Origin of the sequence: Winogradskyella sp. A3E31, from assembly GCF_046720935.1 — a bacterium.
Lineage (GTDB): Bacteria > Bacteroidota > Bacteroidia > Flavobacteriales > Flavobacteriaceae > Winogradskyella.
Map to the genome: position 1 here is coordinate 420,042 of NZ_JBHNWH010000002.1, position 25,119 is coordinate 445,160.

A 25,119-nucleotide genomic window follows, 5' to 3' on the forward strand; every position below is an offset into this window, starting at 1 on the left:
ACTTCATTTTTAAAAGCTAAATTGCTATTAGTCCTCGAATTCTTCTTTTAGAATTCTAATAACTTCAATAATTGTTTCTTCTTCTAGATCTGTACGTTTAACAAGATCTTCTACATCTTGCTCTAATATACTTTTAGCAGTATCTAGACCTGCTTTGCTAAATTCTTCAATAATCCAACCTTCGATTTCATCAGAGAATTCTTTTAATTCTACATCTTCTTCTGCACCTTCTCTAAAGACATCTATTTCGTAGCCGGTTAATTTTCCTGCTAAACGAATATTGTGACCTCCACGTCCAATGGCTTTAGACACTTCTTCTGGCTTTAACAATACCTCAGCGCGCTTAGTTTCTTCATCAATTTTTAAAGAAGTAACTCTCGCTGGGCTCAACGCTCTTGTAATATATAGTTGAAGGTTATTGGTGTAATTGATAACATCAATGTTTTCATTACCCAACTCACGAACAATTCCGTGAATACGAGACCCCTTCATACCCACACAAGCTCCAACCGGATCAATTCTGTCATCGTAAGAATCTACAGCTACTTTTGCTTTTTCACCTGGAATTCTCACTACATTTTTAACGGTAATTAAGCCATCAAAAACTTCTGGAATTTCTTGTTCAAATAATTTTTCAAGAAAAACAGGAGATGTTCTTGACATGATGATAGCAGGCTTACTTCCTTTCAATTCTACACTTTCAATAATACCCCTTACGTTTTCTCCTTTACGGAAAAAGTCTGAGGGTATTTGTCTGTCTTTTGGCAAAATGATTTCGTTGCCCTCATCATCTAAAAGAATAATTGCCCTGTGACGGATGTGGTGAACCTCAGCCGTGTAAATTTCACCTTCTAATTCCTTAAATTGTTTATAGATATTAGTATTATCGTGCTCATGGATTTTAGAGATTAAGTTTTGTCTTAATGCCAAAATAGAGCGACGCCCAAGGTCAATTAACTTTACTTCTTCTGCTACATCTTCACCAACTTCAAAATCGGGCTCAATTTTTTGGGCCTCGGATAATTCAATTTCCTGATTTGGTTCTTCGACCTCACCATCAGCAACAACAATTCTATTTCTCCAAATCTCTAAATCCCCTTTATCTGGATTTATAATGATATCAAAATTATCATCATCACCATATTTTTTCTTCAATGCATTACGTAACACATCTTCCAAAATCGCCATTAGCGTAACTCTGTCTATTAATTTATCATCTTTAAATTCTGAAAATGATTCAATTAACGCTACATTTTCCATAATTGATAGGAATTAAAATTTTATTATAACTTTTGCTTCTTTAATATCTGTAAATGCTACTTCTGCTTCTTTAGAAACTGTAACCTTTCCTTTACCTACTGGTTTTGGCTCTCTTGCTTTCCATTGCAACACCAATTTTAGGTCGTCTACCTCAGCAAGTTTTCCTTCTATTTTTTTGTCATCGATAGTCCTCACCTCTAAGTGTCTGCCTTGATTTTTTTTGTACTGCCTTGGTAATAACAGAGGTGACGTTGCACCAGCTGAAAGTACCTCTAGAGAAAAGTCTTCCTCTTCTCTATCCAAATTGTGTTCTATGGCGCGACTTATAAACATACAATCCTCAACAAGCACACCATTATCTCCATCAATGACCACTTTGATATGATTATTGCTTGAGATATCTAAAGAAATCAAGAATAAATCTTGACGTTCTTCTAAGGCACCATTTAATAAGTCTTCTACTTTCTGCTTCAACATATATTATAAAAAGAGGGGACTTCCCGTCCCCTCGTCTATTTAATTTTCGTAAACAACGCTGCAAATATACAATAAATATATTGATTTCTGCAAGGTTAGAGGGCTTGAATGTCAGTAACACTCAAGGTCTCACTTTTTAAAATTAAAAATCCCAACTCAAATGAATTAGGATTTTAATTTAAGTTGGCCTACTAGGGCTCGAACCTAGACTCTTCTGGACCAAAACCAGACGTGTTGCCAGTTACACCATAGGCCATCATCTCAAAATGAGGATGCAAATTTATAACAAAGTTTGGCTTGGGCAAAAAAAACATCCAAAAAATAATCTATTTTACTTAACGTTACCTTAAAAGGGTATTGATTGTTGTAATAATTAGTAAATTCGCCTGCAATAAAGAATTTTTTGAAGTCATGTTTCAAAATACTACAATAAATAGGTTTTAGCCTACTATATTGTTTGCTTTGGGCCTTGAAAACTAAAATTCTTTATTTAGATTCCGAAACAAGTTCGGGATGACAATTTTAAGCAGAACCCGACGTGTAACGTCTAGAATATTTTTGATAAAAAGCACTTATTTATATGACCGGTTTTAACTTTAAACGATGGAATACCATTTTAGGTTGGCTAGCATTTGCCATCGCCTTTATTACTTATGCGCTTACCATTGAGCCGACAGTTAGTTACTGGGATGCAGGAGAGTATATTTTAACTTCCTCTAAACTACAGGTTGGTCATCCTCCTGGAGCACCATTATTTCAAATAATGGGTGCATTTTTCTCAATATTTACGTTTGGGCAAAGCGAATATGTTGGAATGATGATGAACATGATGAGTGCAACGGCAAGTGCCTTCACCATTCTTTTTATGTTTTGGACCATTTCCATGCTTCTTAGAAAATTAGTGAAATACAAAAAAGATGCTGAGGATACTGCTAAAGCTATGGCTATTTTAGGTAGCGCCTTTGTTGGCAGTTTAGCCTTTACGTTTACAGATTCATTTTGGTTTAATGCCGTAGAAACTGAGGTTTATGCGATGGCTACGTTAATAATGGCTATTCTGTTTTATCTCGCTTTACGCTGGGAGCAAGACATGGATAAACCTCGTGGCAACAAATGGTTGATACTCATTGCTTTTGTTATTGGACTGTCTTTTGGAGTTCACTTTATGGGACTTTTAACCATCCCTGCAATCGGGCTGATTTACTATTTCAAAAACTATAAGACCATAACAGTTAAGAATTTCATCCTGGCTAATGTCATTTCTGCAGCCATCTTACTTTTTATCTTTAAGTTATTACTCCCAAGCTCCCTCCAATTTTTTGGTTGGATGGAAGTTAATGTCGTCAATGGTTTAGGCTTACCCTTTCACTCTGGGACGATTATTGCAGGCCTAATGGTAATCGCTGCGTTTTATTTTGGACTCAATTATACCCGAAAAAAAGGCTATATACATGCCAATACTCTTGTACTTAGTTTGCTCTTTATATTCATAGGGTTTTCGTCTTGGATGATGTTGCCAATACGTGCTAATGCTAATGTAATCATTAACGAAAACGATCCGTCTGATGCACGAGAGTTGTTAGCCTATTATAACCTCGAACAATACCCTGAAACGCACTTGTTTTATGGGCCACAGTTTACAGAAATCTATTCTGGAGCAGATAAAAATCAACCGTTTGTAGATGATAAAAAGAATTATGAAAAGGATTATGAAAAGGGAGAATACATTATCATCAATGATTGGAAAAACGCAAAACAAAACTACAATCACGAACACGCTACTTGGCTGCCACGGATGTGGAGTACTGAGCATGCTGAGAACTATATGATGTTTACCGGTTTAATTGATTTTAAATTAAAACCCGGGCTTGCAACAGAATTCTATAACATTGCTATCAACGGTGGCTATTCTGAAGAGGACGCAAATCAATATGCAAGTGCACGTATGCAAGAGCTTAATGCCATGGTTCAAGACTTTAGAATGCGTGTGGCTCAAGGACAAATAGATTATGAAGATTACGATCGGTTTTTAAGAGAGAATGCACAAAGCTATTTTGAAGTTAAACTGCCCTCACAGCTAGACAACTTTATGTATATGGTCCAATACCAATTTGGTTATATGTATTGGCGTTATTTTATGTGGAATTTTTCTGGTCGCCAAAACGATCTTCAAGGAAAATACGATGACTTTAATGGTAATTGGATTTCCGGTATTCCATTTGTTGATAAATGGCACTTGGGTATGTCCCAGGATAATCTACCGAGTGATGTGTTAGAGAATAAAGCCCGGAACACCTATTATCTCCTGCCATTGATTTTAGGGTTGATAGGCTTCTTTTTTCTGCTTCATACAGATAAAAAACGATTTTGGGTCTTGTTGGTATTCTTTTTATTGACTGGCTTAGCCATACAATTCTATACCAACATTCGTCCTTTTGAGCCAAGGGAACGGGATTATTCCGTAGTTGGGTCTTTTTATGTGTTTGCCATTTGGATTGGCTTTGGAGTTTATGCTTTGTTTGATTTGTTTAAAACTAAAGTAAAATCACCATTATTAGCACCAGGAATTGCTTTGGTTTGCTTAATTCTTGTACCTGGAATACTAGCCGCCAATAACTGGGACGATCATGACCGATCTGGTAAATACACTGCCAACGCAATGGCGCGAAAGTATTTAGAATCCTGTGCACCAAATGCTATTCTATTCACCATTGGGGATAATGATTCTTTCCCACTATGGTACTTGCAAGAAATTGAAGGAGTAAGAACAGATGTACGAGTGGTGAATACGAGTTTGTTTCAAACAGATTGGTATATTGACCAAATGAAGCGTAAAGCTTATGAAAGTGATCCAATCCCTTCAAAATTAACACACAAGCAGTATAGGGGTCGCAACAGAGAGTACATTATGAGGCGTGAAATCACTCAAGATACGATTCCGATTTCAGATTTTATGGAATTTATCAGCAGTGATAAACCAAGTACTAAATTGAAGTTTATTGTAGAGCGACAAGGTGAAGACCCAAGAGGTTACCCAAGCACCATGCTGAACTCAAACTATTTCCCAACACGACATATTAGCATTCCTGTAGATAAGGAAAGTGTTCTAAAAAATGGAATTGTTAAACCAAAAGACGCTGATAAAATAGTAGATACTGTACACCTCAACATTACAAGTAGTGCAATCTACAAGAACAGATTGTTAATGCTCGATATTTTAGCCAATAACAATTGGGAACGCCCTATTTATTTTAGTGGAGGCGCTTTTTCGGATGAAGATTATATCTGGTTAAAAGACTATTTACAATTAGATGGCATGTGCTATAAACTAGTGCCAATTAAAACTCCTGTTGATAAATCCAATCCATTTGATATGGGTCGTGTGGATCCTGATTTAATGTATGAAAAAGTAAAATCCTGGGATTGGGGAGGTAGTGGCGAAGACATCTATCATGATGTTGAAACCCGTAAAAACGGTATTACCTATAGAAGTAATATTGCACGTTTAATTGAAGCCCTTATTAACGAGGATGAGTATGCTAAAGCAGAGGAGATTGCAGATATTGCAATGGCTAAAATGCCAGTTGATGACTTTGGTTATTACACACTGCTAGAGCCTTATATCAGTGCCTATTACGAAGTTGACAAAACAGAAAAAGCTCAAAAATTATATAAGCAGGTTGCTACAAAATATCAAGAAAACCTTACGTATTTCGGCAGCTTAGATATTGAGACACAAGAACGATTAATTGAGGAAATCTATACCGATATTCAAAAATACAGATCCTTGGTTGATTTAGTTGTGGTGTATGATGACGAAGATTTTGCGCTTCAGGAAACACGGACATTCAATGATTATTTAAAGCTGTTTGATCGTCTATTAGGACAAGATGAACCATTGGATGAACCTGAAGAAGTCGATTTGGATATGCTTTTAAATGACAGTTCGGGAGTCTCGATTGACCCTGAACAATAACTCTTATAATGAAGCTTATTCCTGCAAAGACTCCAGAGTTGGTAAAAACTATTTTTCCAAGTTTTATTTGGACTATAGACACCTCTGAGAAGGAACTATACTTAACCTTTGATGATGGGCCAACACCAGAAGTAACCGATTGGGTTTTAGAGCAATTAAAATCCTATAACGCTAAGGCCACATTTTTCTGCATAGGAAGTAATATTAATAAGTACCCAGACGTTTTTGCGAAAATACTAGAAGATGGTCATGCGGTTGGCAATCATACTTACAATCATTTAAAGGGCTGGAAAACGACATCTAAACTGTATTTGGAAGACGTGAAAGCTGCTCAAGAAATTATTGATGATTCTATTAAAAAGTATGAAGTTGGAAGTGGGAAGGTAGAAGCTGGAAGCTGGAAGCTGGAAGCGAAAAACCAAGATGACAGTTTAGAAGAATCAAAAATCGTCAATCGTCAATCGTCAATCGCAAATCTTTTCCGTCCTCCGTACGGAAAGTTTAAATCGAAACAATCTAAAGCACTTCAAAAATTAGGCTACAAAGTTATTCTTTGGGATGTATTGTCTTTTGATTGGGATGCTACTGTAAGTGAAGTTACCTGTCTAAATGGGGTGTTGTCTTCAACTAAAAAAGGAAGTATTATTGTATTTCACGATAGTTTGAAAGCCAAACGAAATTTAATGTATGTACTACCTAGATTATTGGAATACTATAGTGAAAGAGGGTTTAATTTTAAATCAATTCTTTTCAAAAATTAATTCATTTTCCATGAAATTTTCCACTTCCGAGTAATAATCTGTTCCATAAAACTTTAAGAATTCTCCATTTGATTTAACGAGTAAAAAAGCTGAGCAAACTTCTTCAAGTGTAAAAATATTTCTTTTAAAAAATCCTGAATCCTTCTTATAAAAATCTATTTTGTCATAAAAACCTCGGTAAAAAGCATCCTCAGAAAAAACAAAGAAATCTTGAATTTTATAGGATTTGCTCATCTGTTTAGAAATTTTATGCCCTCTCTTAGCATAAGAGTTTAAAGCCTTTTCTTCAAAATCAAAACAATTAGAACCACGCTGCTTATAATTTATCAAGACCGCTAAATCCCTGGACAGGGTCGTATTAAGATGATAATCTAAATTATTATAAAGTTTATCCAATTCCTCAGTATTAAGTTTCCCTACGAATGATTTTCTTGTTTTTTTGAATTTAGCATTCATTTTGGTATTGACAGAATCTGAAATTTTATAATTTAAAATAGAAGGGTCTGACCCTATCTTTGCACTTGATTTACAGTTAAAAAACTGAAATGTGAATAAGAAAATTAGAAAAAAGTAAGTTACTCTGAAACTTTTAAACATACTCCTGCATAATACCTATCAGTGTATTGGCATCTTGTTCTCCGCTGTGGCGCCATTTCATCTCACCATTTTTGTAGATAATTAAGGTTGGAAGGCCTTTAACCCTTAGAGCTTCTGCAAGCTCCTTGTTTTTGTCGACATCAATTTTAATAACTTTAGCCTTATCGCCCATAGCGGCGGCAACATCCCTTAGCACAGGGTGCATGGCGGTAGATTGTTCGTTCCACTCTGTGAAAAAATCGAGTAGAACAGGAATATTTACATCTATTAATTCCCCAAATTTTGACATACTTATAAGTTTTAAGCCAAATGTTGTACTACAAACCTACGTAATTTTTTTATACTATACTTTAAATTACGCCATGTAGGTCATTCAGTTTTACGTCATTATAAAAATAAACAATTCTACTGAATATAACTATTATACGGTCTGAGTAATGCTTTTAGATCCTTTTTTTAATTCAATAACCGTGATTTCTGGCCAAATTCCGACACGCCCAGGATATCCCAAATAGCCAAACCCCCTATTAACATTGATATATTGGCCTAGTTGTTCGTAAATACCCGCCCATTGCTTATAACGCCATTTTACGGGACTCCATTTAATCCATCCTGGGATTTCAATGCCAAATTGCATGCCGTGCGTATGCCCACTCAGGGTTAAATGATAATGATAATCGTCATTGACAACTTCAGCTTCCCAATGACTCGGATCGTGGCTCATCAAAATTTTAAAATCCTCCGCAATTACTTTAGATTTAGCCTTCTGCAAATCCCCAGCTTTTTTAAAGCCTCCTTTTCCCCAATTTTCAACACCTAACACAGCTAAACGCTGACCATCTTTTTCTATAAATCGGCTGTCATTTAATAATACATCGAAGCCTATTTCTTTTTGAAGTGCCTTTAAGTCTTCTAAGTTCTGTGCCTTTGCTTCAGCACTTGGCCAATCTATATAATCGCCATAATCATGATTACCCAACACAGAAAATTTTCCGTCATTTGCCTTAAGTCGACCAAAAGTGTCTTTCCAAGGTAACATTTCTGTTGTTTTATTATTGACCATATCTCCCGTAAACAAAAGCAAATCAGATTTTTGCTCATTGATTAAGTCAATGGCATATTCTATTTTTTTCTTGTTATCAAAACTACCGGAATGGATATCACTGATCTGGGTAATTTTATAGCCATCAAAGGCTTCAGGCAAATCCTCAAAGTGTAATTGGTAACTGAGAACCCTAAAATTATATTTGCCTTTGTACATGCCGTATAAAAGAGAAGCAAACGGAATAGCAGCCAATCCGAGTGCTATCTGGCTGACAAACTTTCTACGAGATGGCAGATAAAAGGTTTCGTTTGTAGTAACTAATTTGTCATACAAGCCCATCACTATTCTGATGATATCTTCTACAAATAAAATAGGAACCAAAACAAGGTTTAATGACAAAAAAGATAACAAGAAGCCAAAAGCATAACTCTTTTCCGGGCTTAAAACACGACCTTCTGAGGATGCCGAAAATTGATAAATAAAATTACCTAGAACGACCAATGCAATAAACAGATAAAGTATATACAACCAATTTTGTTTGGTCACTGTTTTTAAGGCCTGAAAACCATAAATACAAATAAGTGTATAAATAACTATGAAAATTATCCAGCGTGTCATGCAGTTTTATTGATTTGCAAATTTAAACATATCAAATCCCTTCGGGTCTTATGAAACTGTTAAAGGTTTTTAACTGCAAGTCGTCAAGTTGTTTTGCTTGTGTTTGGAACATTACAGTTTTAGTTTCGTTTGGTAATAGGTCGAAAAAATTATCTGAGAGATGGCCTTGCTCCTTAGTGAAAAGAAAAATATCTTTTTGAAGTGATTCACTTCTTAACTCTATTGAAAATCCATTTTCATTGTTTTTAATCGTCATTTGAATGTCTTCCTGTGGCAGGTTTAGTTCTTTAGGTTTTACAAAATAAAACACCGATTGCCTCTCTTTGAATGTGCTAATCAAAACTAGTTCATTTTTATTCTCAGGCCATGTATTTATATTATGTTGAGACACTAAACGACTCGTGCCGCCCTCAACGTTGACATCATAGGAATCTTGCCAAATAACATCCCCAGAAAAGGTCATTACTTTCATCTCTAAAACACCATTTTCTGGTTTCAGATTGTCATTAACAATCCAAGTCTCCAATGAATCGTTTTCAATTGTTGATGAGATCAACACGTTTTCAAAACTGTGCTTTGCTTTGTATTGCAGAGCTTTCCAATTGCCTAAAAAGTCAATACTACTCCAAGACACCGCTGGCCAGCAATCGTTTAATTGCCAGTACAATGTGCCCATGTTGTAAGGTCGTGCTCGACGATGCGCTTCAATCCCTTTAGTAATGCCATAAGCCTGAAGCAATTGACTCATATACACATAATCCTCAGGGCTATCTGGCACAGGAAAGTCGCGTTGCATGTACTCTTCGATAAGCTGGAAACCTCTACTGTGTTTTTGATGATTTTTGAACCCAGCAGAACTGATGTCAATGGAGTCTCTTTGATTGATATATTTTATAGCTTCATAGCTTGGAAACGATTGAAAGCCAAACTCGCTCATAAATCGCGGTACATTTTCTTCGAGATGTTCAAACGGATATCCATCATGCCAAATCCACCAATCATGGGCATCACCTTCTGATTTATACAATGGGTTTCCCCGACCATATTTTGGAGAAGATTCCCAATAATCAATATCAGAATAATTAGATACTGTTTGAGGCAAAATAGAATCAAACAGCTTTAAATAGTTGTTCCAAATTTCTTCTTTTTCGGTCTCAGACCTTCCCATTTGCCAACCCCAACGGCTCCAGCCTTCGGAACTCTCATTGTTACCACACCACAAGGCAATAGAAGCATGATTTCTCAATCTCTTCACTTGCTGCTCAGCTTCTTTTTTAACGTTATTTAAAAAGTCATCGTCTCCAGGATACATTGCACAAGCAAACATAAAGTCTTGCCAAACCAATATGCCTTTTTCGTCACATAAATCATAAAATGTATCTTCTTCATAAATACCTCCTCCCCAAACTCTAAGCATATTCATATTGGCACCCACTACATCGTTTAAAAGTTTATCGTAATCTTCATGACTTACTTTATTCTGAAAACTGTTTTGAGGAATATAATTGGCCCCCTTAGCATAAACAGGAACATCATTGACCTTAAAATAAAAGGATTGGCCGATACTATCTTCTTCTGCTACTAAATCTATTGTTCGCAAGCCTTTTTTTATAGAAAGTGAGTCGAGGACAGTTCTGCCATCTTTAACAATGACTTTTATATTGTACAGATAAGGCTCTCCTAAATTATGTGGCCACCAGCGTTTTGGATTTTTAATTTGAAGTGGAATCCAGCTTGGCATCAAGGGATTTGGGTTTTTGAATTCAGAATACAAACTATCATTGACATAAACATCAAATGTGAAATCTTCATTAATGATATTATTGTCATTAATCTCAATCAAGAGGGAAGCTTCATTTTCATCAAGGCTTAATTGTTGAATATTTATATCTTCAATTCTAAAATCATTCCAAGAAGTTAAGGATATAGGCTTCCAAATTCCAGAGGCATTTAACTTTGGACCCCAATCCCAACCGTATTGAAATTGTGCTTTTCTGGTAAAAATCCGGTTACCTTCTGGCAATTGATAAGGTAGTTTTGCTTTCTCAGATTCTTCATATTTTGAAGTCGATTGAAAAACAATCCGTAATTCGTTTTCTGCTTTTAGTAGGTCTTTAACCCTTTTGTTCCAAGAACGAAAAGCATTATTCGCATTTAAAATTAAAATGTCATTTAAAAAGACTTTTGCATAAGTGTCCAAGCCTTCAAAATTGAGTTCAAGATGCTTCTTTTCTAAAGTTCTTTCATCTAATACAAAGGTGGTTTTATATTCCCAATCTGCTTCAGAAACCCATTGTACCTTTTCCTCATTATTACCGATAAATGGATCTTCAATTAAATCTGCATCCATTAAATCTGTAAACACGTTACCAGGAACAGTTGCTGAATACCACGTTGAGTCACCAACTTGTCTAAATTCCCAATCGGACTTTAAAGTGATTGTTTCTGGAACATCATAATTTTGCCCACAACTGAGACATAACAGTAAAATCAATAGACTAAGATATCGCATCTAATAGGGCTTTTATTTTTTTTAGATCTGAAACGGTTTGAGGTCGTGAAAATAAAGAATCCCCATTTTGAATAACACTTGATGCAGATGCATGAATTTCTTGAAAACCAACTTCTTTGAACTTTAGTCCATTTTTAGCTGATATCCCTCCACCAGAAAGAATCGTAATTCTGCCTTGAGATAGTTCATTAAGTTCTTTGAGCAAATCTAAACCTTCTAAAGCTGACGGTTGCTGCCCTGAAGTCAAAACTCGTTCAACTCCTAAGTTTATTAACTGTTGTAATGCTTCCTTGGGATTTATAACCTCATCAAAGGCTCGGTGGAATGTAAATGGCAAAGGCTTAGATAATTCTACGAGTTCTTTTGTTCTTTTGATATCGATGGTTTTATCTGAATGTAAAACACCAGAAACAATCCCAGAACAACCCAATGTTTTACAAATTTCAATATCCGTTTTCATAATTTCAAACTCTTCGTCAGAATAGACAAAGTCTCCACTTCTTGGGCGAATTAACACAAACACTTGGATTTTTAAATGCTCTAAAACTTGTTTCAACAATCCATAAGATGGTGTTATGCCACCAACCGACAATTCTTGGCATAATTCTATACGATGCGCTCCTACCTCTTGGGCATTAATAGCAGATTGGTATGAGTTGGCGCAGATTTCTAATTTCATGTTTTCTTGTCATTCCTGCGTAGGCAGGAATCTCATTATTTTTTAGTTCAAAGTGGATTCCGCATCCCCGCCTGACTGTCGGGCAGGAAGTGCGGAATGACAATAAGTTGTCAATTCACAATAATCTCATCAATAAAAGTCCAGGCCTTATTACCTGCTCCTTGTTTACCTTCTGGTATAACTCCGTAATTTGGGATTTTTAAAGTAATCGATTTTACTTTGATTTCAAGACCTATTGGTCTGGGGAAATTACAATCCATATTGATTATTTTATTTTCTCTAAACTCGAATTGTTTACTTCTGATATCAGTTGCCTTAGATCCATCTTCAAGCAAATACTCAATCATTATTTCTTTTGGCGCATAAATCCATTGTCCATTACCGTTGTAAAAACGAGTTGAAATACTATCAATTTCTTTTGCCTTATCAAACTCTATTGTAACTTCGATATCCTCTCCCCAAAATCCTAACCATTCTTTATCGCCGTAACGCGAATCACTACCACTTATCCCATTAATTAATCCATCAGCCCCACTTCCAGAATAGGCCTTATGTGGCTCTTTATTAATCGAGATTTTTGCACCTACTGCTTTGTGAAAATTTATTGTTTGAGAAAATGTTTCTCCTAGTTTTTTGTCACCATTAAAAACAGCCGCTTTTATGGCTAAACTTTCGGAAACCGGAATTTGGGAATTATATATTTTAGAATTTAAATCGGTTTCACTACCATCTAATGTGTAGCGAATCGTTTTATCTTCGGTTAGTGTTTTTAATTGGTAATATGATTTATCATCCAATGAAGTCAGGTAGCCTTCAATCTCATACAAATGATTCGCATAATTAATTTCCAAAGCATCTAATCGGCTATGAAAATTTTCTACTCGTGATACAAAATCTTGATAGTCCTTGTTTTGTGGTTGAGACCACACCACCTCACTCATGGCCAGTATCCGAGGAAAAACCATATACTCAACATGGTCTTCTGTCTGCATATACTCTGTCCAAACATTGCCTTGTGCTCCAAGAACATATGTTGATTCCTCTTCTGTTAACTCTTCTGGAATCGGGTTAAACCCATAGACTTTCTCTAATGGTAAGTACCCTCCAATTGCGGTTGGCTCGTCTTCGTGTTCAGATTGGTAATAATCAAAATAGCAATGTGACGTTGGAGTCATAACTACATTATGGCCTGATTTGGCAGCCTCAACTGCTCCACTTGTTCCTCGCCAGGACATTACCGTTGCGTTTGGTGCTAATCCACCTTCTAAAATTTCATCCCAACCAATAATTTGTCGTCCTTTGGAATTCAAATATTTTTCAATTCTAGTTATAAAATAATTCTGAAGTTCGTGCTCATCTTTTAAGCCTTCGGACTTAATTCTTGCCTGACATACTTTACAAGTTTTCCAACGTGTTTTAGGAGCCTCATCCCCGCCAATATGAATATATTCACTTGGGAAAAGCGCTATGACCTCATCCAAAACATCTTCTAAAAATTGAAAGGTTTCATCCTTAGTGCAATAAATGTCTTCAAAAACACCCCATTTTTTTGCGACTTCAATTTGGTTGTTGGTTACTGAGCTGCCAGGCTGAGCGTGTCGAAGTCCTGTCGAAGTACAACCCAATTCTGGATAAGCAGCTATTGCCGCTTGGCTATGGCCTGGCATTTCAATTTCTGGTATTACCGTGACAAAACGTTCTTTAGCGTAGTTAACCACTTCTTTAATTTCTTCTTGTGTGTAATAGCCTCCATATTTTTTGCCATCAAACTGATGGGGTTGGTCACTGTAGTGACCTACTAGAGTTTCATCACGATATGCAGCAATCTCTTGAAGTTTAGGGTACTTTTTAATTTCAATACGCCAACCCTGATCCTCGGTTAAATGCCAGTGAAACGTATTCATCTTTAGCATGGCCAAAGCATCGATATATTTTTTAATAAAATCCACTGAAAACATATGGCGACCTACATCGAGATGCATACCTCTATAACTAAAATTAGGGGCATCGTTAATCGTTACTTTCTGAATTGGCACTTCTTCAAATTGATTAGCTCCTTTTTCAAAATCTACAGGAAGTAGTTGTCGTAAGCTTTGTACAGCGTAAAACGCTCCTTGATCGGAAGAGGTTCTTATAACAATCTCATCATCACCAACCTCAAGTGCATAACCTTCTGCCTCAGTCATTGAACTATCTTCTATAAATCGGATTTGATTTGGCTGACTATTAGATGGTATTAAACTTTGAGAAACAAATGACTTTAAAAATTCACCTGATACTTTAAAATTATCCTCAAACTGAATCTCGGTATTTGCAGACAACAAAAAACGCCCATCTTTAACTTCTAACTCTGTTGGTTCGGGAATAATGAGTGGCTCAGAAGCTTTAGTGGTGTCTTTAGTGCCACAGGACAAACAAATTATGAAGAAGAGAAGTCGGCTTACTTTTTTGAATGGCATTTTAGTATATTAGATGCTTTAAAATTAGTAATCTTTTCTTATGAATCTAAGGCTTATTTCGGCAATACTCATTTTTACTTCAATAACGAGCTGTAAAACTGAACCAATCATCTTAAAAGCTGAAAAAGATCAACCTCTAATAAATTACGTGAACACCTTTATCGGTACTGGTGGACACGGCCATACCTATCCTGGTGCTACCGCCCCTTTTGGGATGATGCAATTGAGTCCAGACACACGATTGGAAGGTTGGGATGGCTGCTCCGGCTATCACTACACAGACAGTTATATTTACGGCTTTTCACATACGCATTTAAGTGGGACGGGCATTAGCGATTATGGTGATGTGTTATTAATGCCTACTAATAAAGTTGTTTTTAATAATGGCGCAGATGGTAAAGAAGGATATCGCGCTCACTTTTCGCATGATAAGGAAATTGCGTCACCTGGCTATTATAAGGTGCATTTAGATTCAACCGATATTGACGTGGAATTAACCGTTTCTAAGCGAAGTGGGATTCATAAATATACTTTTAAACCAACCGACAACAAATATATCATTCTCGATTTAGCGCATAGAGATAAAGTTTTAGACCATAAGATTGAACAAGTATCACCAACAGTTTTTCAAGGGTATAGACATTCTAGCGCTTGGGCAAAAGACCAACGTTTGTTTTTCTATATTGAATTATCTCACGAAGCATTGGCCACATATCCCTCTGACGACAATCCGTTAAAAGCCGCTTTAAGCATCAACAATCCCAATAACGAAGATGTTATTGTTAAAGTCGGAATTAGCCCAGTAGATATCGAAGGTGCTAAACGAAATATGGAAACCGAAATTGGTAATAAAGATTTTGAAACGGTTAAAAAAGAAGTTCAGGAAGAATGGGAATCACAACTTGAAAAAATAGTCATTGAAAGCAATGATTTAGATAAAAAAACCAACTTTTATTCTGCGCTCTACCATACAATGATTGCTCCCAATCTTTATCAAGATGTGGATGGCCGTTATAGAGGCATGGATTTAGAAATCCATGAAACACAGGATTTCGATTATTACACGGTCTTTTCACTATGGGACACTTATCGTGCTGCACATCCACTTTACACGATTATTGAACAAGAACGCACCAATGATTTTATAAATACGTTTTTAGCAAAATACGATGAAGGAGGCATTATGCCAATGTGGGATTTAGCTGGGAACTATACGGATTGTATGATTGGCTATCACGCTGTACCTGTAGTTGCTGATGCCTACTTAAAAGGCATAAGAAATTATGATGTCAATACCGCGTTTGAAGCCATGAAATACTCTGCAACAAGAGATAAATTTGGGTTAGAAGCCTACAAAAAATATGGATTTATTCCTGTAGATGAGGAGAGTGAATCTGTTTCTAAAACTTTAGAATATGCCTACGACGATTGGACGATTGCACAAATGGCAAAAGACATGGGCAACTCTGAAGACTACCAAACCTATATAAAACGTGCTCAATATTATAAGAATGTGTTTGACCCTGAATCAAAATTTATGAGAGGGCGGTTTAGAAATACGTGGTTTGCCCCTTTTGATCCGTATGAAGTGAACTTTAATTACACAGAAGCCAATTCTTGGCAATATAGTTTTTATGTGCCTCAGGATATTTCAGGATTTATAAATCTTCTAGGTGGAAAAGGTAAATTGGAAGCGCAACTCGATGAATTATTTAACGCAAAGACCGAAACCTCGGGTCGAGATCAATCAGACATTACTGGTTTAATTGGTCAATATGCACATGGAAACGAACCAAGTCACCACATGGCTTATCTCTATAATTTTGTCAATAAACCTCATAAAACCCAAGAGAAAGTACATCAAATATTAACTGAACTGTACAATAATGATCCCGATGGTGTCTCAGGAAATGAAGACTGTGGACAGATGAGTGCATGGTATGTTTTAAGTTCCATGGGCTTTTATTCGGTAACACCAGGCAGCAACGAATACATCATTGGTACTCCATTGTTTGATAAAGCTACTATTAATCTTGAGAGCGGAGAGCAATTCACTATAGTCGCTAATAATTTAAGTGACACCAATATATATGTTGAAAGCGTAACACTAAATGGGCAAAATTTAGATGTTACTTACCTAAAGCATGACGCTATTATTTCTGGCGGAACCCTTGAATTTAATATGAGTGATCAACCTTCAAATTGGGGAACAGAAAAAGGCACTGAGCCTGTTACTGAAATTACAGAACATATTATTCTTCCATCCCCTTATATTGAAAAAGGAGATATCACCTTTAGGGATTCAACACAGGTTGTTTTAAACTCTTCCGAAAAAGAAACTGCTATTTTTTATGCTATCAATGATGGAAGTTTTCAGCTCTACAAAGAGCCATTTACAATAACTGAAGATGTAGAAGTTAAACTCTATTCTGAAAAAGGGGACTTAACAAGCCCTGTTTTAACCACACCTTTTTACAAAATTGACCCAAATCTCAGTATTACCTTAGAAAGTGAATTTGCCAATCAATATTCAGCAGGTGGCAATGATGCGTTAATTGACGGGATTAGAAGCACTAAAAATTACAGAACTGGCAGTTGGCAAGGCTATTGGAATACCGATTTAGTAGCAACAGTAGATTTGGGTTCAGAAAAAAGAATTGAAACTGTAAGTATTAATTTTTTAAGAGATCAAGGAGCATGGATTTTCTACCCAACAGAAGCGCAGGTTTTAGTATCCAAGGACAATATTAATTTTAAAACTGTGGGCTCACAATCTATAAATACGATTGAACAAAATAGTGATATAGCAATTAAAACGACTGACTTTAATATTCCAAATGGTACATACAGATACGTTAAAGTCATTGCCAAAAAGCTTGGGGATTTACCAGAATGGCATATAGGTCATCCTATGGATGGAAAGAGCTGGATTTTTGTAGATGAGATTTCTATTAAATAAAGATGAATAGAGTTTTAATTATTTTAAGTATTGGGTTTATAATCTTCTCATGCAAACCATCCTTTAATTTAGTTAATGAAAAACCACTAATAGAAAACTTAGTTTCTGGTGATTACACCAATGATGATTATCTTAAAAACTTGCCGAATAATTTTAAAGATTCATTGCCACAAGAAAAATTATTTAAACACTTAGATAGTTTACATAATGGTTTTGACTCTCTTTTTTATAAAGCAAGTGATTTAATAAATCAAAATGTCAAAATAGAAAAGTTAAGTTCTACTAAGAGAATTGATGATTATTATTTTAAAATTGTTGAATACAGTAACTCTATCAAAGTTCAAAAAAATAAAAAGAACTTTTACTTATATGACTTTAAGCAATTCTTAAATCAAAATCTAATTGATTATGAAGACAATATTTACAAATTAGATAGTCATTTAGAAACAAAGCTTAATGGAAAAATATTAGCATATTGGGGAAAAGAATCAGGAAAATGGAAATACTTAGCTTATAATGATTTATTAAACGAAGGCCTGTTTGGATTAAGAATAGCACAAAATATTATTGATTTATATTTTGATGATATTTTTGTTGCTTCAAAAATAAAATGGGATAAAGAATCAATTTCTATCTTTAGAGAAATTTATGAAGAAGAACGTAATAATTACATTGAAGACGGTATTGATTTTGAGAAGTTCTTAAAATGTAGAATAAAATATCTAGAAAAAGCTGAAGAAGATTTCAATTATGATATCCCTGATGAATACTATGAGAGTGCCTATGTTTTTAACCATTCTATTAAATGTAGGATCTATTCAAAAAAACTAACTAACAACAACTAATAATGAGCAATCAAAACAACAAATCTGCCTTAGCCACTTTAGTCACGGTCTTCTTCTTTTGGGGGTTTATAGCAGCGTCTAACGGGGTGTTCATCCCTTTTTGCAAAACCTACTTTAATATTGACCAGTTTCAGTCACAGTTGGTTGATTTTGCATTTTATGGAGCGTACTACATAGGTGCCTTACTGCTTTTCATAATGTCAGGTTCTATTAAAAAAGACATCATGAATAATTGGGGTTATAAAAACGGTATTATTTATGGCTTATTGTTATCAGCAATAGGTGCTTTTGTTATGTATCCTGCAACGGCAGGTGCTGAGCAAGGCCAAACAAATGTGTTTTATTTAGTACTAATAGCCTATTTTATTGTGGCATTGGGTTTCTCGTTACAACAAACTGCGGCTAATCCTTTCGCCATTGCCTTAGGTGATCCTAAAACAGGTTCGCATCGTTTAAATTTGGCAGGAGGCATCAACTCATTTGGAACCACTATTGGGCCTATAGTTGTGAGTCTTGTTATTTTTGGTTCAGCATCATGGAGTACTGACGAATTAGCGTCGATGATTGCAAATAATGAAATTACCTTAGTCACCGTACAGAGCTTGTATTTAGGTGTTGGTGCATTGTTTTTGGTTGCGGCAGCCCTATTTTACTTTTCAAAAAAATTGCCTGCATTAAAATCAGATACAACATTTGAACCTGCCAATAAAGCACGAAATTTATTAATCATACTAACCCTCATTATTGTAGGTTGTTTTGGCTACATCTTTAGCACTTATACAGAAGGGTCTGTAACAACTGAGAGTGTAGAGAAGACAAGATTGATTGTTTTGTTTGTTGCTCTCTTTGCTGTTATTGCAGCCGTTTTTGTAGCCAATAGTAGTGCCAAGAAAAGTGCTATAGGCTGGGGAGCGATGAAGTATCCACAATTGGTTTTGGGGATGTTGGCGATTTTTATGTACGTAGGAGTTGAAGTCACTATAGGAAGTAATTTAGGTGAACTCTTAAAACAAAATGTTGATGGAACAGGTTCAAACTTATTGGGCTTGCCTGTATTGAATGATTCCCAACTCGGCATTTATATTTCTATGTATTGGGGAGGCTTGATGATAGGACGTTGGGTTGGTGCAATAACGGTTTTTAATCCGAGCAAAGGTCTTAAAAAAGTATTATTAATCCTTGTACCGTATGTTGCATTTGGTGTTATCCTTGCCGTGAATTATATAGCAGGAAATGAATTTTCATCTGATGAAATCTTATTCTTCGGCATCTGTATTGCAGTACAGATTGCAGGATTTTTCATTGCAAAGGATAATCCTGTTCAAACGCTTAAAATATTCAGTTTATTAGGAGTCATTGCAATGCTCGTTGGATTATTTTCATCTGGAAATGTTGCACTCTTCGCTTTCTTGTCTGGTGGCTTATTCTGCTCAATTATGTGGCCTTGTATTTTTACGTTGAGTATCGCAGGACTTGGGAAGTATACGTCACAAGGTTCAGCATTTTTAATTATGATGATTCTAGGTGGTGCTATTATTCCGCCAGTGCAAGGTAAATTAGCTGATGTATTTAACATTCAATCCTCATACTGGATTGCAGTAGCTTGCTTTGTATACCTTTTGTTTTATGCGTTTAGGACAAAAACGGTATTGGATAAGCAAAACATTGAATATTAAACAGTGTACTAATTTAACTTCAGGGTTGTTATTTATAAGATATTGAAATAAATTCAGCACAAGTAAATTCGGGATAAAAATGAAACGTAGACACTTTATAAAAAATGCATCATTAACTGGAGTAGGAATTGCTATAGGAGCTACAGTTTCTTCATGCAGAAACTCTTCTGAAGAAAAACCAATTCTACCGAAACATAATCAAAATTCTAAAGCAATATTACCTGTTGTTGTTGCGACATGGCACGTTGAAGAGGCCACTGCAAAGGCTATGGAAGTATTAAAGGCTGGCGGTAATGCTTTGGATGCCGTTGAACAAGGCTGTATGGTCGAAGAGGCTAACGAAAAAGGGCAATCAGTTGGTAAAGGAGGCTTACCAGATAGAGAAGGTAATGTAACACTAGATGCTTGTATCATGGACAAACACGGTAATTGTGGTGCCGTTGTGTATTTAAAAGATATTACACATGCTGTATCTGTTGCCAGAAAAGTTATGGAAGACACACCCCATGTAATGCTTGCAGGAGAAGGTGCCAAACAATTTGCTGTTTCTAGTGGGTTCAAACCTGAAGATTTATTAACGGAGGCTTCAAAAAAAGCATGGGAAAAATGGAAGGTTGAAGCTAAGTACAAACCAATTATCAATATCGAGAACCACGATACTATTGGGATGCTAGCTATTGATAAAAACGGAGATATCTCTGGAGCATGTACTACAAGTGGCCTTGCGTATAAAATGGCTGGGCGGGTTGGTGATTCGCCCATAATTGGTTCTGGTTTATTTATAGATAATGAAGTTGGTGGCGCTGTGGCAACTGGTCTTGGTGAAGAAGTTGTTAAAACAGTTGGGAGTTTTTTAATAGTGGAACTAATGCGGCAAGGAAAATCGCCTCAAGAAGCCTGTGAAGAAGCTATAGGACGGATTGTAAATAAACCCGGGAAAGATTACAAAGATTTTCAAGTCGGGTATATTGCCCTTAATAAAAAGGGGGAGACTGGCTGTTATTCTATTCATCAATGGTTTAGTATGACTAAATTTCAAGATGGGGTAAACGAGCAGATTCAATCAGATTTTTACAATAAGGCTTAAAACCATTTAATGGTTATATCCACCAACTTTTGTACAAACTTTGTATACGGTGGACGCATTAAAGAAATAAAGCCAGGGTAATTTCTTTTTAAAACTGAGCGTTTGTTAGAGAATTCCTCAAAACCAAAAAACCCATGAGACTTCCCAATGCCGCTATTGTTTATACCTCCAAATGGCAGATAGTGATTAGAAAACTGTAAAGCAGCATTATTTATACCCGTAGAACCTACTCTAGTTTCTGAAAGCACTTTTTCAATGGTTTTATTTGATTTGCTATATAAGTATAATGCCAATGGTTTTTCTTTAGCATTGATGTAATTAATAGCTTCAGCAAGAGTGCTGTATTCTACAATCGACAAAATAGGCCCAAACACTTCTTCATGGAGTAGTTTTGAATCTTCAGGTAAGTTCGAAATTATAGTGGGTCCAATAAAGTACTCTTCGGCAAAAACATCGCCTCCAAGTTCAAAAGTAGCATTTCTGTTCTTAGTCTCTTTTAGATAATCCTTTAACCTATCGAAATGTTTTGAATTAACAACTCTGCTATATGATGAAGACTTTTCTGGGTCGTCGCCATAATACTTTTTAATATAAGTTTTACAATGTTCTATAAACTCAGATTTAACTGATGTATCGATTAACACATAATCTGGAGCAATACAGGTTTGCCCATTATTCAAGAATTTTGTCCAGACTATTGTACGTGCCGCCAATTTTAAATCAGCAGATTTATCAATTATAGTCGGTGATTTACCGCCTAATTCGAGCGTAACGGAAGCCAAATGCTTTGAAGCGGCTTTCATAACAATCTTTCCAACAATCGGTGACCCAGTGAAGAAAATGTGATTGAAAGACAAGGCCAGTAATTGTTCTGACACCTCTATGCCTCCTTCAATTAAGGCAACCTCATCCTCATCAAATAGCTCTTTTATCATATTTATCATAACCCTAGAACTATTAGGCGTAAGCTCAGACGGTTTTATAATAACAGAACAACCAGCTGCAATTGCGGCGACCAAGGGAGACATTGTAAGATTAAAAGGGTAGTTCCAAGGTGAAATAATTAGGCAAATTCCTTTAGGTTCAAAATAGTAATATGACGATGTTCCAATTAAAGCAATAGGTGTTTCTACCTTTTGTCTTCTCATCCATCGATGAAGATTTTTCTTTGCATACTTAATTTCAGCCACGACTAGGTAAATCTCTGTAAGGTCTGTTTCTACATGTGGCTTCTTAAAATCGGCATGTAAAGCAGCCCGTATCTCACTCTTGTAGGTCTTTGTTAACGCTGTTTGAAGTTGATTGAGCTTATTTATACGCTCTTTATAAGTATTTACACCTATTGTATTTCGACGTGCTTTTTGTGTTTCGAACAGATTTTGGTACCGATTATCTTTCCCTTTGGTCATTTTATCTAAAATTTTAACGTATTTATTGGGCTACGAGCCGATTTTGTGCATTTCGTCGATGTTTTTTGTATCGATATTCCGTTTATCTATTTGTCTTTGGGTTTCGTCCAATATATGTATAGGTATGTGGTAATCTGTTGCATCTTTGAACCGAAGTTAAAAACAAAAACGCTTTAAACAATGAAAAACGCAGTAATCATATTAGTATTTATGTTCTCTTTAGGAGCTTTCGCTCAAAAGGGTAACACTGAGACTAAGGTTACTCCTAATACTATAGAAGTTAAGGGTGTTGAGACTGCTGCTGTTAAGAAGATGTCAACGATTAAAGCTAAGGTTATACAAATCGACCAAAAGAAAAGTAATGATATTATTAGCATTAAAGCATACAGAAAAAGCTTGAATGTTAAATTAAAAACTAAAAGACTTTGCTAAGAGTTTTTAGGAAAATAGGTTTAAATTTTTGTTTTAAAAGACCTTGTCAGAAATGACAAGGTTTTTTGTTTCCGTTTAAATCTAAAACAGCTTTCATAAAAAAAACCCATCCAATAAAAATACTGGACGGGTTTTTACTAATAGATATTATTTGATTTTGTTACCATTTTTATCGTAAAAATGATATTCAAGATAGGTGTAAGCATCTCTAGGTAAAACTTTTACCCATTTTTTGTGTTCAAAAAACCACTTTGAACGTATTGATGGAAACCCTTTGGTTAAAAAGGCTGCTATAAAAGGGTGCGCATTTAGGGTCACTTTTTTATAGTCTTTTTTGAAAATCGTCTCTAAGTCTTGCGTAATCCGCTCCACTACTTTTATTGGTGCTTCAATTTCGTCACCACCAATGAAATTAGGATTTTCTTCTTTGGTTTTAATATTGTGTTCTGGCCTAACGCGTTGTCTGGTAATTTGTACTAAACCAAACTTACTCGGCGGTAATATTTTATGCTTTGCTTTATCATCTTTCATTTCGTCACGAAGATGATTGTACAATTTTCTTCTGTTCTCAGCTCTACCCATATCAATAAAATCGATAACGATAATACCGCCCATATCGCGCAAGCGCAATTGACGGGCTATTTCTGTAGCTGAGATAAGGTTAACCTCTAAAGCAGTTGCTTCTTGGCTCTTTTCCTTGTTAGAACGATTGCCACTATTAACATCTACAACATGTAGAGCTTCGGTATGTTCAATAACCAAATAAGCTCCTTTTGCCATAGAAACGGTACGTCCAAATGATGTTTTTATTTGACGTTCTATACCATACTTTTCATAAACAGGTACTCCGTTTTTGTAAAACTTAACAATCGATTCCTTATGCGGTGCAATTTGATGCACATAATCTTTTACTTGTGTATATAGAGCTTCGTCATCTACAATGATACTAGAAAATGAATCGTTAAAAATATCCCTTAAAATTGAGGATGCTTTGTTCATTTCTCCAAGCACTTTTGTAGGGTGGTGTGCTTTATATAACTTTTTACACATTGCTGTCCATCTATCCAGCAAATTCTGTAAATCACTATCAATTTCTGCTACCTTTTTACCTTCGGCAACAGTACGAATAATAACCCCAAATCCTTTAGGCGTGATACTTTTTACCAGTCTTTTTAATCGGTCTTTTTCTTCTTGAGATTCAATTTTTTGAGAAATTGAAATACGGTTAGAAAAAGGCACTAAGACAATGTATCTCCCAGCAATAGACAATTCTGAACTAATGCGGGGGCCTTTTGTGGAAATAGGTTCTTTTACTATTTGTACCAATAGTGATTGATTAGACTTAATGGCATCGGCAATTTTACCATGCTTATTTAAGTCTTTTTCAAAAGGAAAGTTTTTTAAAGAGTAATCTCTTAATTTCCCTGTGCTTACACGTTTTATGAATTTTAAAAGTGAAGGTAATTGAGGTCCTAAATCATGATAATGCAAAAACGCATCTTTCTCATAACCCACGTTAACAAACGCAGCATTTAGTCCTGGCATAACTTTTCGGATTTTGGCAATAAAAATATCACCTACTGAGAAGTTATTATCATCTTCATCTTTGTGCAATTCAATAAGTTTTCCATCTTTTAATAAGGCAAAATCAACAATATCTGAACTCGATCTTACGATTAATTCCTTGTTCATAATGTTAATTTATATCCATCCCATAAGTGAGACAGATGGATTTTACTTAATAATTTGACACAGGATCCCGATACTTTATCGGGTGAATCCAACAAATTTGAAAGTACTCTATTATATACTTCAAATTCTATATCAAAGAACGTACTGTTAAAAGCGAAAAAAGTAGTTTAAAACTACTTTTTATACGCTTTATTTCTTTTTGTGACGATTAGCGCGTCTACGTTTTTTACGCTTATGCGTCGCTACCTTGTGTCTTTTTCTTTTTTTACCACTTGGCATAAATAATGCTTTTTTAGATTAATATTTTATTGTGTTTTAATTTACTTCTACGTTGGTCTTCACCCCTTCTAAAAACACTTTAGCAGGTTTAAATGCTGGGATATTGTGAGCTGGAATCTTTATAGTGGTGTTTTTTGAAATATTACGTCCTGTTTTCTCTGCTCTTGTTTTGATGATAAAACTTCCGAAACCTCTCAAATAAACGTTATCTCCACTTTCTAAAGAAGTTTTTACTTCATCCATAAATGATTCTACAGTTGCCTGTACATCACCTTTTTCCATACCTAATTTGTCAGATATTTTCGCTACTAAATCAGCTTTTGTCATTTTTTTAAATTTTTTGTTACTATTAATTA

18 protein-coding genes and 1 tRNA gene are annotated in these 25,119 nt (G+C 35.5%); 7 read left to right on the forward strand and 12 right to left on the reverse strand.

What is annotated here, in order from left to right:
• Positions 1-27: 27 nt before the first annotated feature.
• The 3 genes from nusA to ACFEMA_RS04295 all read right to left on the reverse strand — a co-directional run bounded on the left by nusA (position 28) and on the right by ACFEMA_RS04295 (position 1,993).
• A complete protein-coding gene (gene nusA, locus ACFEMA_RS04285) occupies positions 28-1,260 on the reverse strand; it encodes a transcription termination factor NusA (protein WP_411766778.1) in 1,233 nt (410 codons plus the stop codon).
• Positions 1,261-1,272: 12 nt separating this feature from the next.
• Positions 1,273-1,737: a ribosome assembly cofactor RimP gene (gene rimP, locus ACFEMA_RS04290; RefSeq protein WP_411766779.1), complete on the reverse strand. Its 465-nt coding sequence runs from the start codon at positions 1,735-1,737 to the stop codon at positions 1,273-1,275.
• Positions 1,738-1,920: 183 nt separating this feature from the next.
• Positions 1,921-1,993: transfer RNA gene (locus tag ACFEMA_RS04295), tRNA-Gln, on the reverse strand.
• A 324-nt stretch (positions 1,994-2,317) separates the two neighbouring features.
• Between ACFEMA_RS04295 and ACFEMA_RS04300 the strand changes: the two genes are divergently transcribed.
• Positions 2,318-5,713, forward strand: coding sequence for a DUF2723 domain-containing protein (locus ACFEMA_RS04300; RefSeq protein WP_411766780.1), 3,396 nt, complete (start codon positions 2,318-2,320; stop codon positions 5,711-5,713).
• Between the two features lie 8 nt (positions 5,714-5,721).
• Positions 5,722-6,474 (forward strand): polysaccharide deacetylase family protein, encoded by a 753-nt coding sequence (locus ACFEMA_RS04305; RefSeq protein ID WP_411766781.1) that lies wholly within the window; start codon positions 5,722-5,724, stop codon positions 6,472-6,474.
• Here ACFEMA_RS04305 and ACFEMA_RS04310 read toward each other — a convergent pair.
• The 6 genes from ACFEMA_RS04310 to ACFEMA_RS04335 all read right to left on the reverse strand — a co-directional run bounded on the left by ACFEMA_RS04310 (position 6,454) and on the right by ACFEMA_RS04335 (position 14,384).
• Complete coding sequence (locus ACFEMA_RS04310; protein ID WP_411766782.1) at positions 6,454-6,930, reverse strand: hypothetical protein; 477 nt, start codon at positions 6,928-6,930, stop codon at positions 6,454-6,456. The genes ACFEMA_RS04305 and ACFEMA_RS04310 overlap by 21 nt on opposite strands.
• Positions 6,931-7,063: 133 nt before the next feature.
• A complete protein-coding gene (locus tag ACFEMA_RS04315) occupies positions 7,064-7,360 on the reverse strand; it encodes a thioredoxin family protein (protein ID WP_411766783.1) in 297 nt (98 codons plus the stop codon).
• Positions 7,361-7,492: 132 nt separating this feature from the next.
• Complete coding sequence (locus ACFEMA_RS04320; protein ID WP_411766784.1) at positions 7,493-8,734, reverse strand: metallophosphoesterase; 1,242 nt, start codon at positions 8,732-8,734, stop codon at positions 7,493-7,495.
• A 31-nt stretch (positions 8,735-8,765) separates the two neighbouring features.
• On the reverse strand, positions 8,766-11,246 hold the full coding sequence (locus ACFEMA_RS04325; RefSeq protein WP_411766786.1) for a beta-mannosidase: 2,481 nt from the start codon (positions 11,244-11,246) through the stop codon (positions 8,766-8,768).
• Positions 11,233-11,925, reverse strand: a complete 693-nt coding sequence (locus tag ACFEMA_RS04330; RefSeq protein WP_411766787.1) for a copper homeostasis protein CutC — start codon at positions 11,923-11,925, stop codon at positions 11,233-11,235. Before ACFEMA_RS04330 ends, ACFEMA_RS04325 begins: the two co-directional genes overlap by 14 nt.
• 110 nt (positions 11,926-12,035) lie before the next feature.
• Positions 12,036-14,384: a beta-N-acetylhexosaminidase gene (locus ACFEMA_RS04335; RefSeq protein WP_411766788.1), complete on the reverse strand. Its 2,349-nt coding sequence runs from the start codon at positions 14,382-14,384 to the stop codon at positions 12,036-12,038.
• A 40-nt stretch (positions 14,385-14,424) separates the two neighbouring features.
• Between ACFEMA_RS04335 and ACFEMA_RS04340 the strand changes: the two genes are divergently transcribed.
• The 4 genes from ACFEMA_RS04340 to ACFEMA_RS04355 all read left to right on the forward strand — a co-directional run bounded on the left by ACFEMA_RS04340 (position 14,425) and on the right by ACFEMA_RS04355 (position 20,951).
• Positions 14,425-17,343 carry a GH92 family glycosyl hydrolase gene (locus tag ACFEMA_RS04340; RefSeq protein WP_411766789.1) on the forward strand — a complete coding sequence of 973 codons (2,919 nt, stop codon included), beginning with the start codon at positions 14,425-14,427 and terminating at the stop codon, positions 17,341-17,343.
• Between the two features lie 2 nt (positions 17,344-17,345).
• Positions 17,346-18,188 carry a hypothetical protein gene (locus ACFEMA_RS04345; protein WP_411766791.1) on the forward strand — a complete coding sequence of 281 codons (843 nt, stop codon included), beginning with the start codon at positions 17,346-17,348 and terminating at the stop codon, positions 18,186-18,188.
• A 2-nt stretch (positions 18,189-18,190) separates the two neighbouring features.
• On the forward strand, positions 18,191-19,864 hold the full coding sequence (locus ACFEMA_RS04350; RefSeq protein ID WP_411766792.1) for an MFS transporter: 1,674 nt from the start codon (positions 18,191-18,193) through the stop codon (positions 19,862-19,864).
• Positions 19,865-19,943: 79 nt separating this feature from the next.
• Positions 19,944-20,951: a N(4)-(beta-N-acetylglucosaminyl)-L-asparaginase gene (locus tag ACFEMA_RS04355; RefSeq protein ID WP_411766793.1), complete on the forward strand. Its 1,008-nt coding sequence runs from the start codon at positions 19,944-19,946 to the stop codon at positions 20,949-20,951.
• Here ACFEMA_RS04355 and ACFEMA_RS04360 read toward each other — a convergent pair.
• Positions 20,948-22,360 (reverse strand): aldehyde dehydrogenase family protein, encoded by a 1,413-nt coding sequence (locus ACFEMA_RS04360; protein WP_411766795.1) that lies wholly within the window; start codon positions 22,358-22,360, stop codon positions 20,948-20,950. The genes ACFEMA_RS04355 and ACFEMA_RS04360 overlap by 4 nt on opposite strands.
• A gap of 180 nt (positions 22,361-22,540) precedes the next feature.
• Between ACFEMA_RS04360 and ACFEMA_RS04365 the strand changes: the two genes are divergently transcribed.
• Positions 22,541-22,792, forward strand: coding sequence for a hypothetical protein (locus ACFEMA_RS04365; RefSeq protein WP_411766796.1), 252 nt, complete (start codon positions 22,541-22,543; stop codon positions 22,790-22,792).
• Between the two features lie 147 nt (positions 22,793-22,939).
• Here ACFEMA_RS04365 and ACFEMA_RS04370 read toward each other — a convergent pair whose 3' ends face one another.
• Together ACFEMA_RS04370 and ACFEMA_RS04375 are read right to left on the reverse strand one after the other, a co-directional pair.
• Positions 22,940-24,484, reverse strand: a complete 1,545-nt coding sequence (locus ACFEMA_RS04370) for an Rne/Rng family ribonuclease (protein ID WP_411766797.1) — start codon at positions 24,482-24,484, stop codon at positions 22,940-22,942.
• Between the two features lie 315 nt (positions 24,485-24,799).
• On the reverse strand, positions 24,800-25,090 hold the full coding sequence (locus tag ACFEMA_RS04375) for an HU family DNA-binding protein (protein WP_411766798.1): 291 nt from the start codon (positions 25,088-25,090) through the stop codon (positions 24,800-24,802).
• Positions 25,091-25,119: the final 29 nt, after the last annotated feature.

Coding starts and splice junctions, on each gene's coding strand:
- nusA (WP_411766778.1), bottom strand. CDS start 1,260: ATGGAAAATGTAGCGTTAATTGAATCATTTTCAGAATTTAAAGATGAT.
- rimP (WP_411766779.1), bottom strand. CDS start 1,737: ATGTTGAAGCAGAAAGTAGAAGACTTATTAAATGGTGCCTTAGAAGAA.
- ACFEMA_RS04300 (WP_411766780.1), top strand. CDS start 2,318: ATGACCGGTTTTAACTTTAAACGATGGAATACCATTTTAGGTTGGCTA.
- ACFEMA_RS04305 (WP_411766781.1), top strand. CDS start 5,722: ATGAAGCTTATTCCTGCAAAGACTCCAGAGTTGGTAAAAACTATTTTT.
- ACFEMA_RS04310 (WP_411766782.1), bottom strand. CDS start 6,930: ATGAATGCTAAATTCAAAAAAACAAGAAAATCATTCGTAGGGAAACTT.
- ACFEMA_RS04315 (WP_411766783.1), bottom strand. CDS start 7,360: ATGTCAAAATTTGGGGAATTAATAGATGTAAATATTCCTGTTCTACTC.
- ACFEMA_RS04320 (WP_411766784.1), bottom strand. CDS start 8,734: ATGACACGCTGGATAATTTTCATAGTTATTTATACACTTATTTGTATT.
- ACFEMA_RS04325 (WP_411766786.1), bottom strand. CDS start 11,246: ATGCGATATCTTAGTCTATTGATTTTACTGTTATGTCTCAGTTGTGGG.
- ACFEMA_RS04330 (WP_411766787.1), bottom strand. CDS start 11,925: ATGAAATTAGAAATCTGCGCCAACTCATACCAATCTGCTATTAATGCC.
- ACFEMA_RS04335 (WP_411766788.1), bottom strand. CDS start 14,384: ATGCCATTCAAAAAAGTAAGCCGACTTCTCTTCTTCATAATTTGTTTG.
- ACFEMA_RS04340 (WP_411766789.1), top strand. CDS start 14,425: ATGAATCTAAGGCTTATTTCGGCAATACTCATTTTTACTTCAATAACG.
- ACFEMA_RS04345 (WP_411766791.1), top strand. CDS start 17,346: ATGAATAGAGTTTTAATTATTTTAAGTATTGGGTTTATAATCTTCTCA.
- ACFEMA_RS04350 (WP_411766792.1), top strand. CDS start 18,191: ATGAGCAATCAAAACAACAAATCTGCCTTAGCCACTTTAGTCACGGTC.
- ACFEMA_RS04355 (WP_411766793.1), top strand. CDS start 19,944: ATGAAACGTAGACACTTTATAAAAAATGCATCATTAACTGGAGTAGGA.
- ACFEMA_RS04360 (WP_411766795.1), bottom strand. CDS start 22,360: ATGACCAAAGGGAAAGATAATCGGTACCAAAATCTGTTCGAAACACAA.
- ACFEMA_RS04365 (WP_411766796.1), top strand. CDS start 22,541: ATGAAAAACGCAGTAATCATATTAGTATTTATGTTCTCTTTAGGAGCT.
- ACFEMA_RS04370 (WP_411766797.1), bottom strand. CDS start 24,484: ATGAACAAGGAATTAATCGTAAGATCGAGTTCAGATATTGTTGATTTT.
- ACFEMA_RS04375 (WP_411766798.1), bottom strand. CDS start 25,090: ATGACAAAAGCTGATTTAGTAGCGAAAATATCTGACAAATTAGGTATG.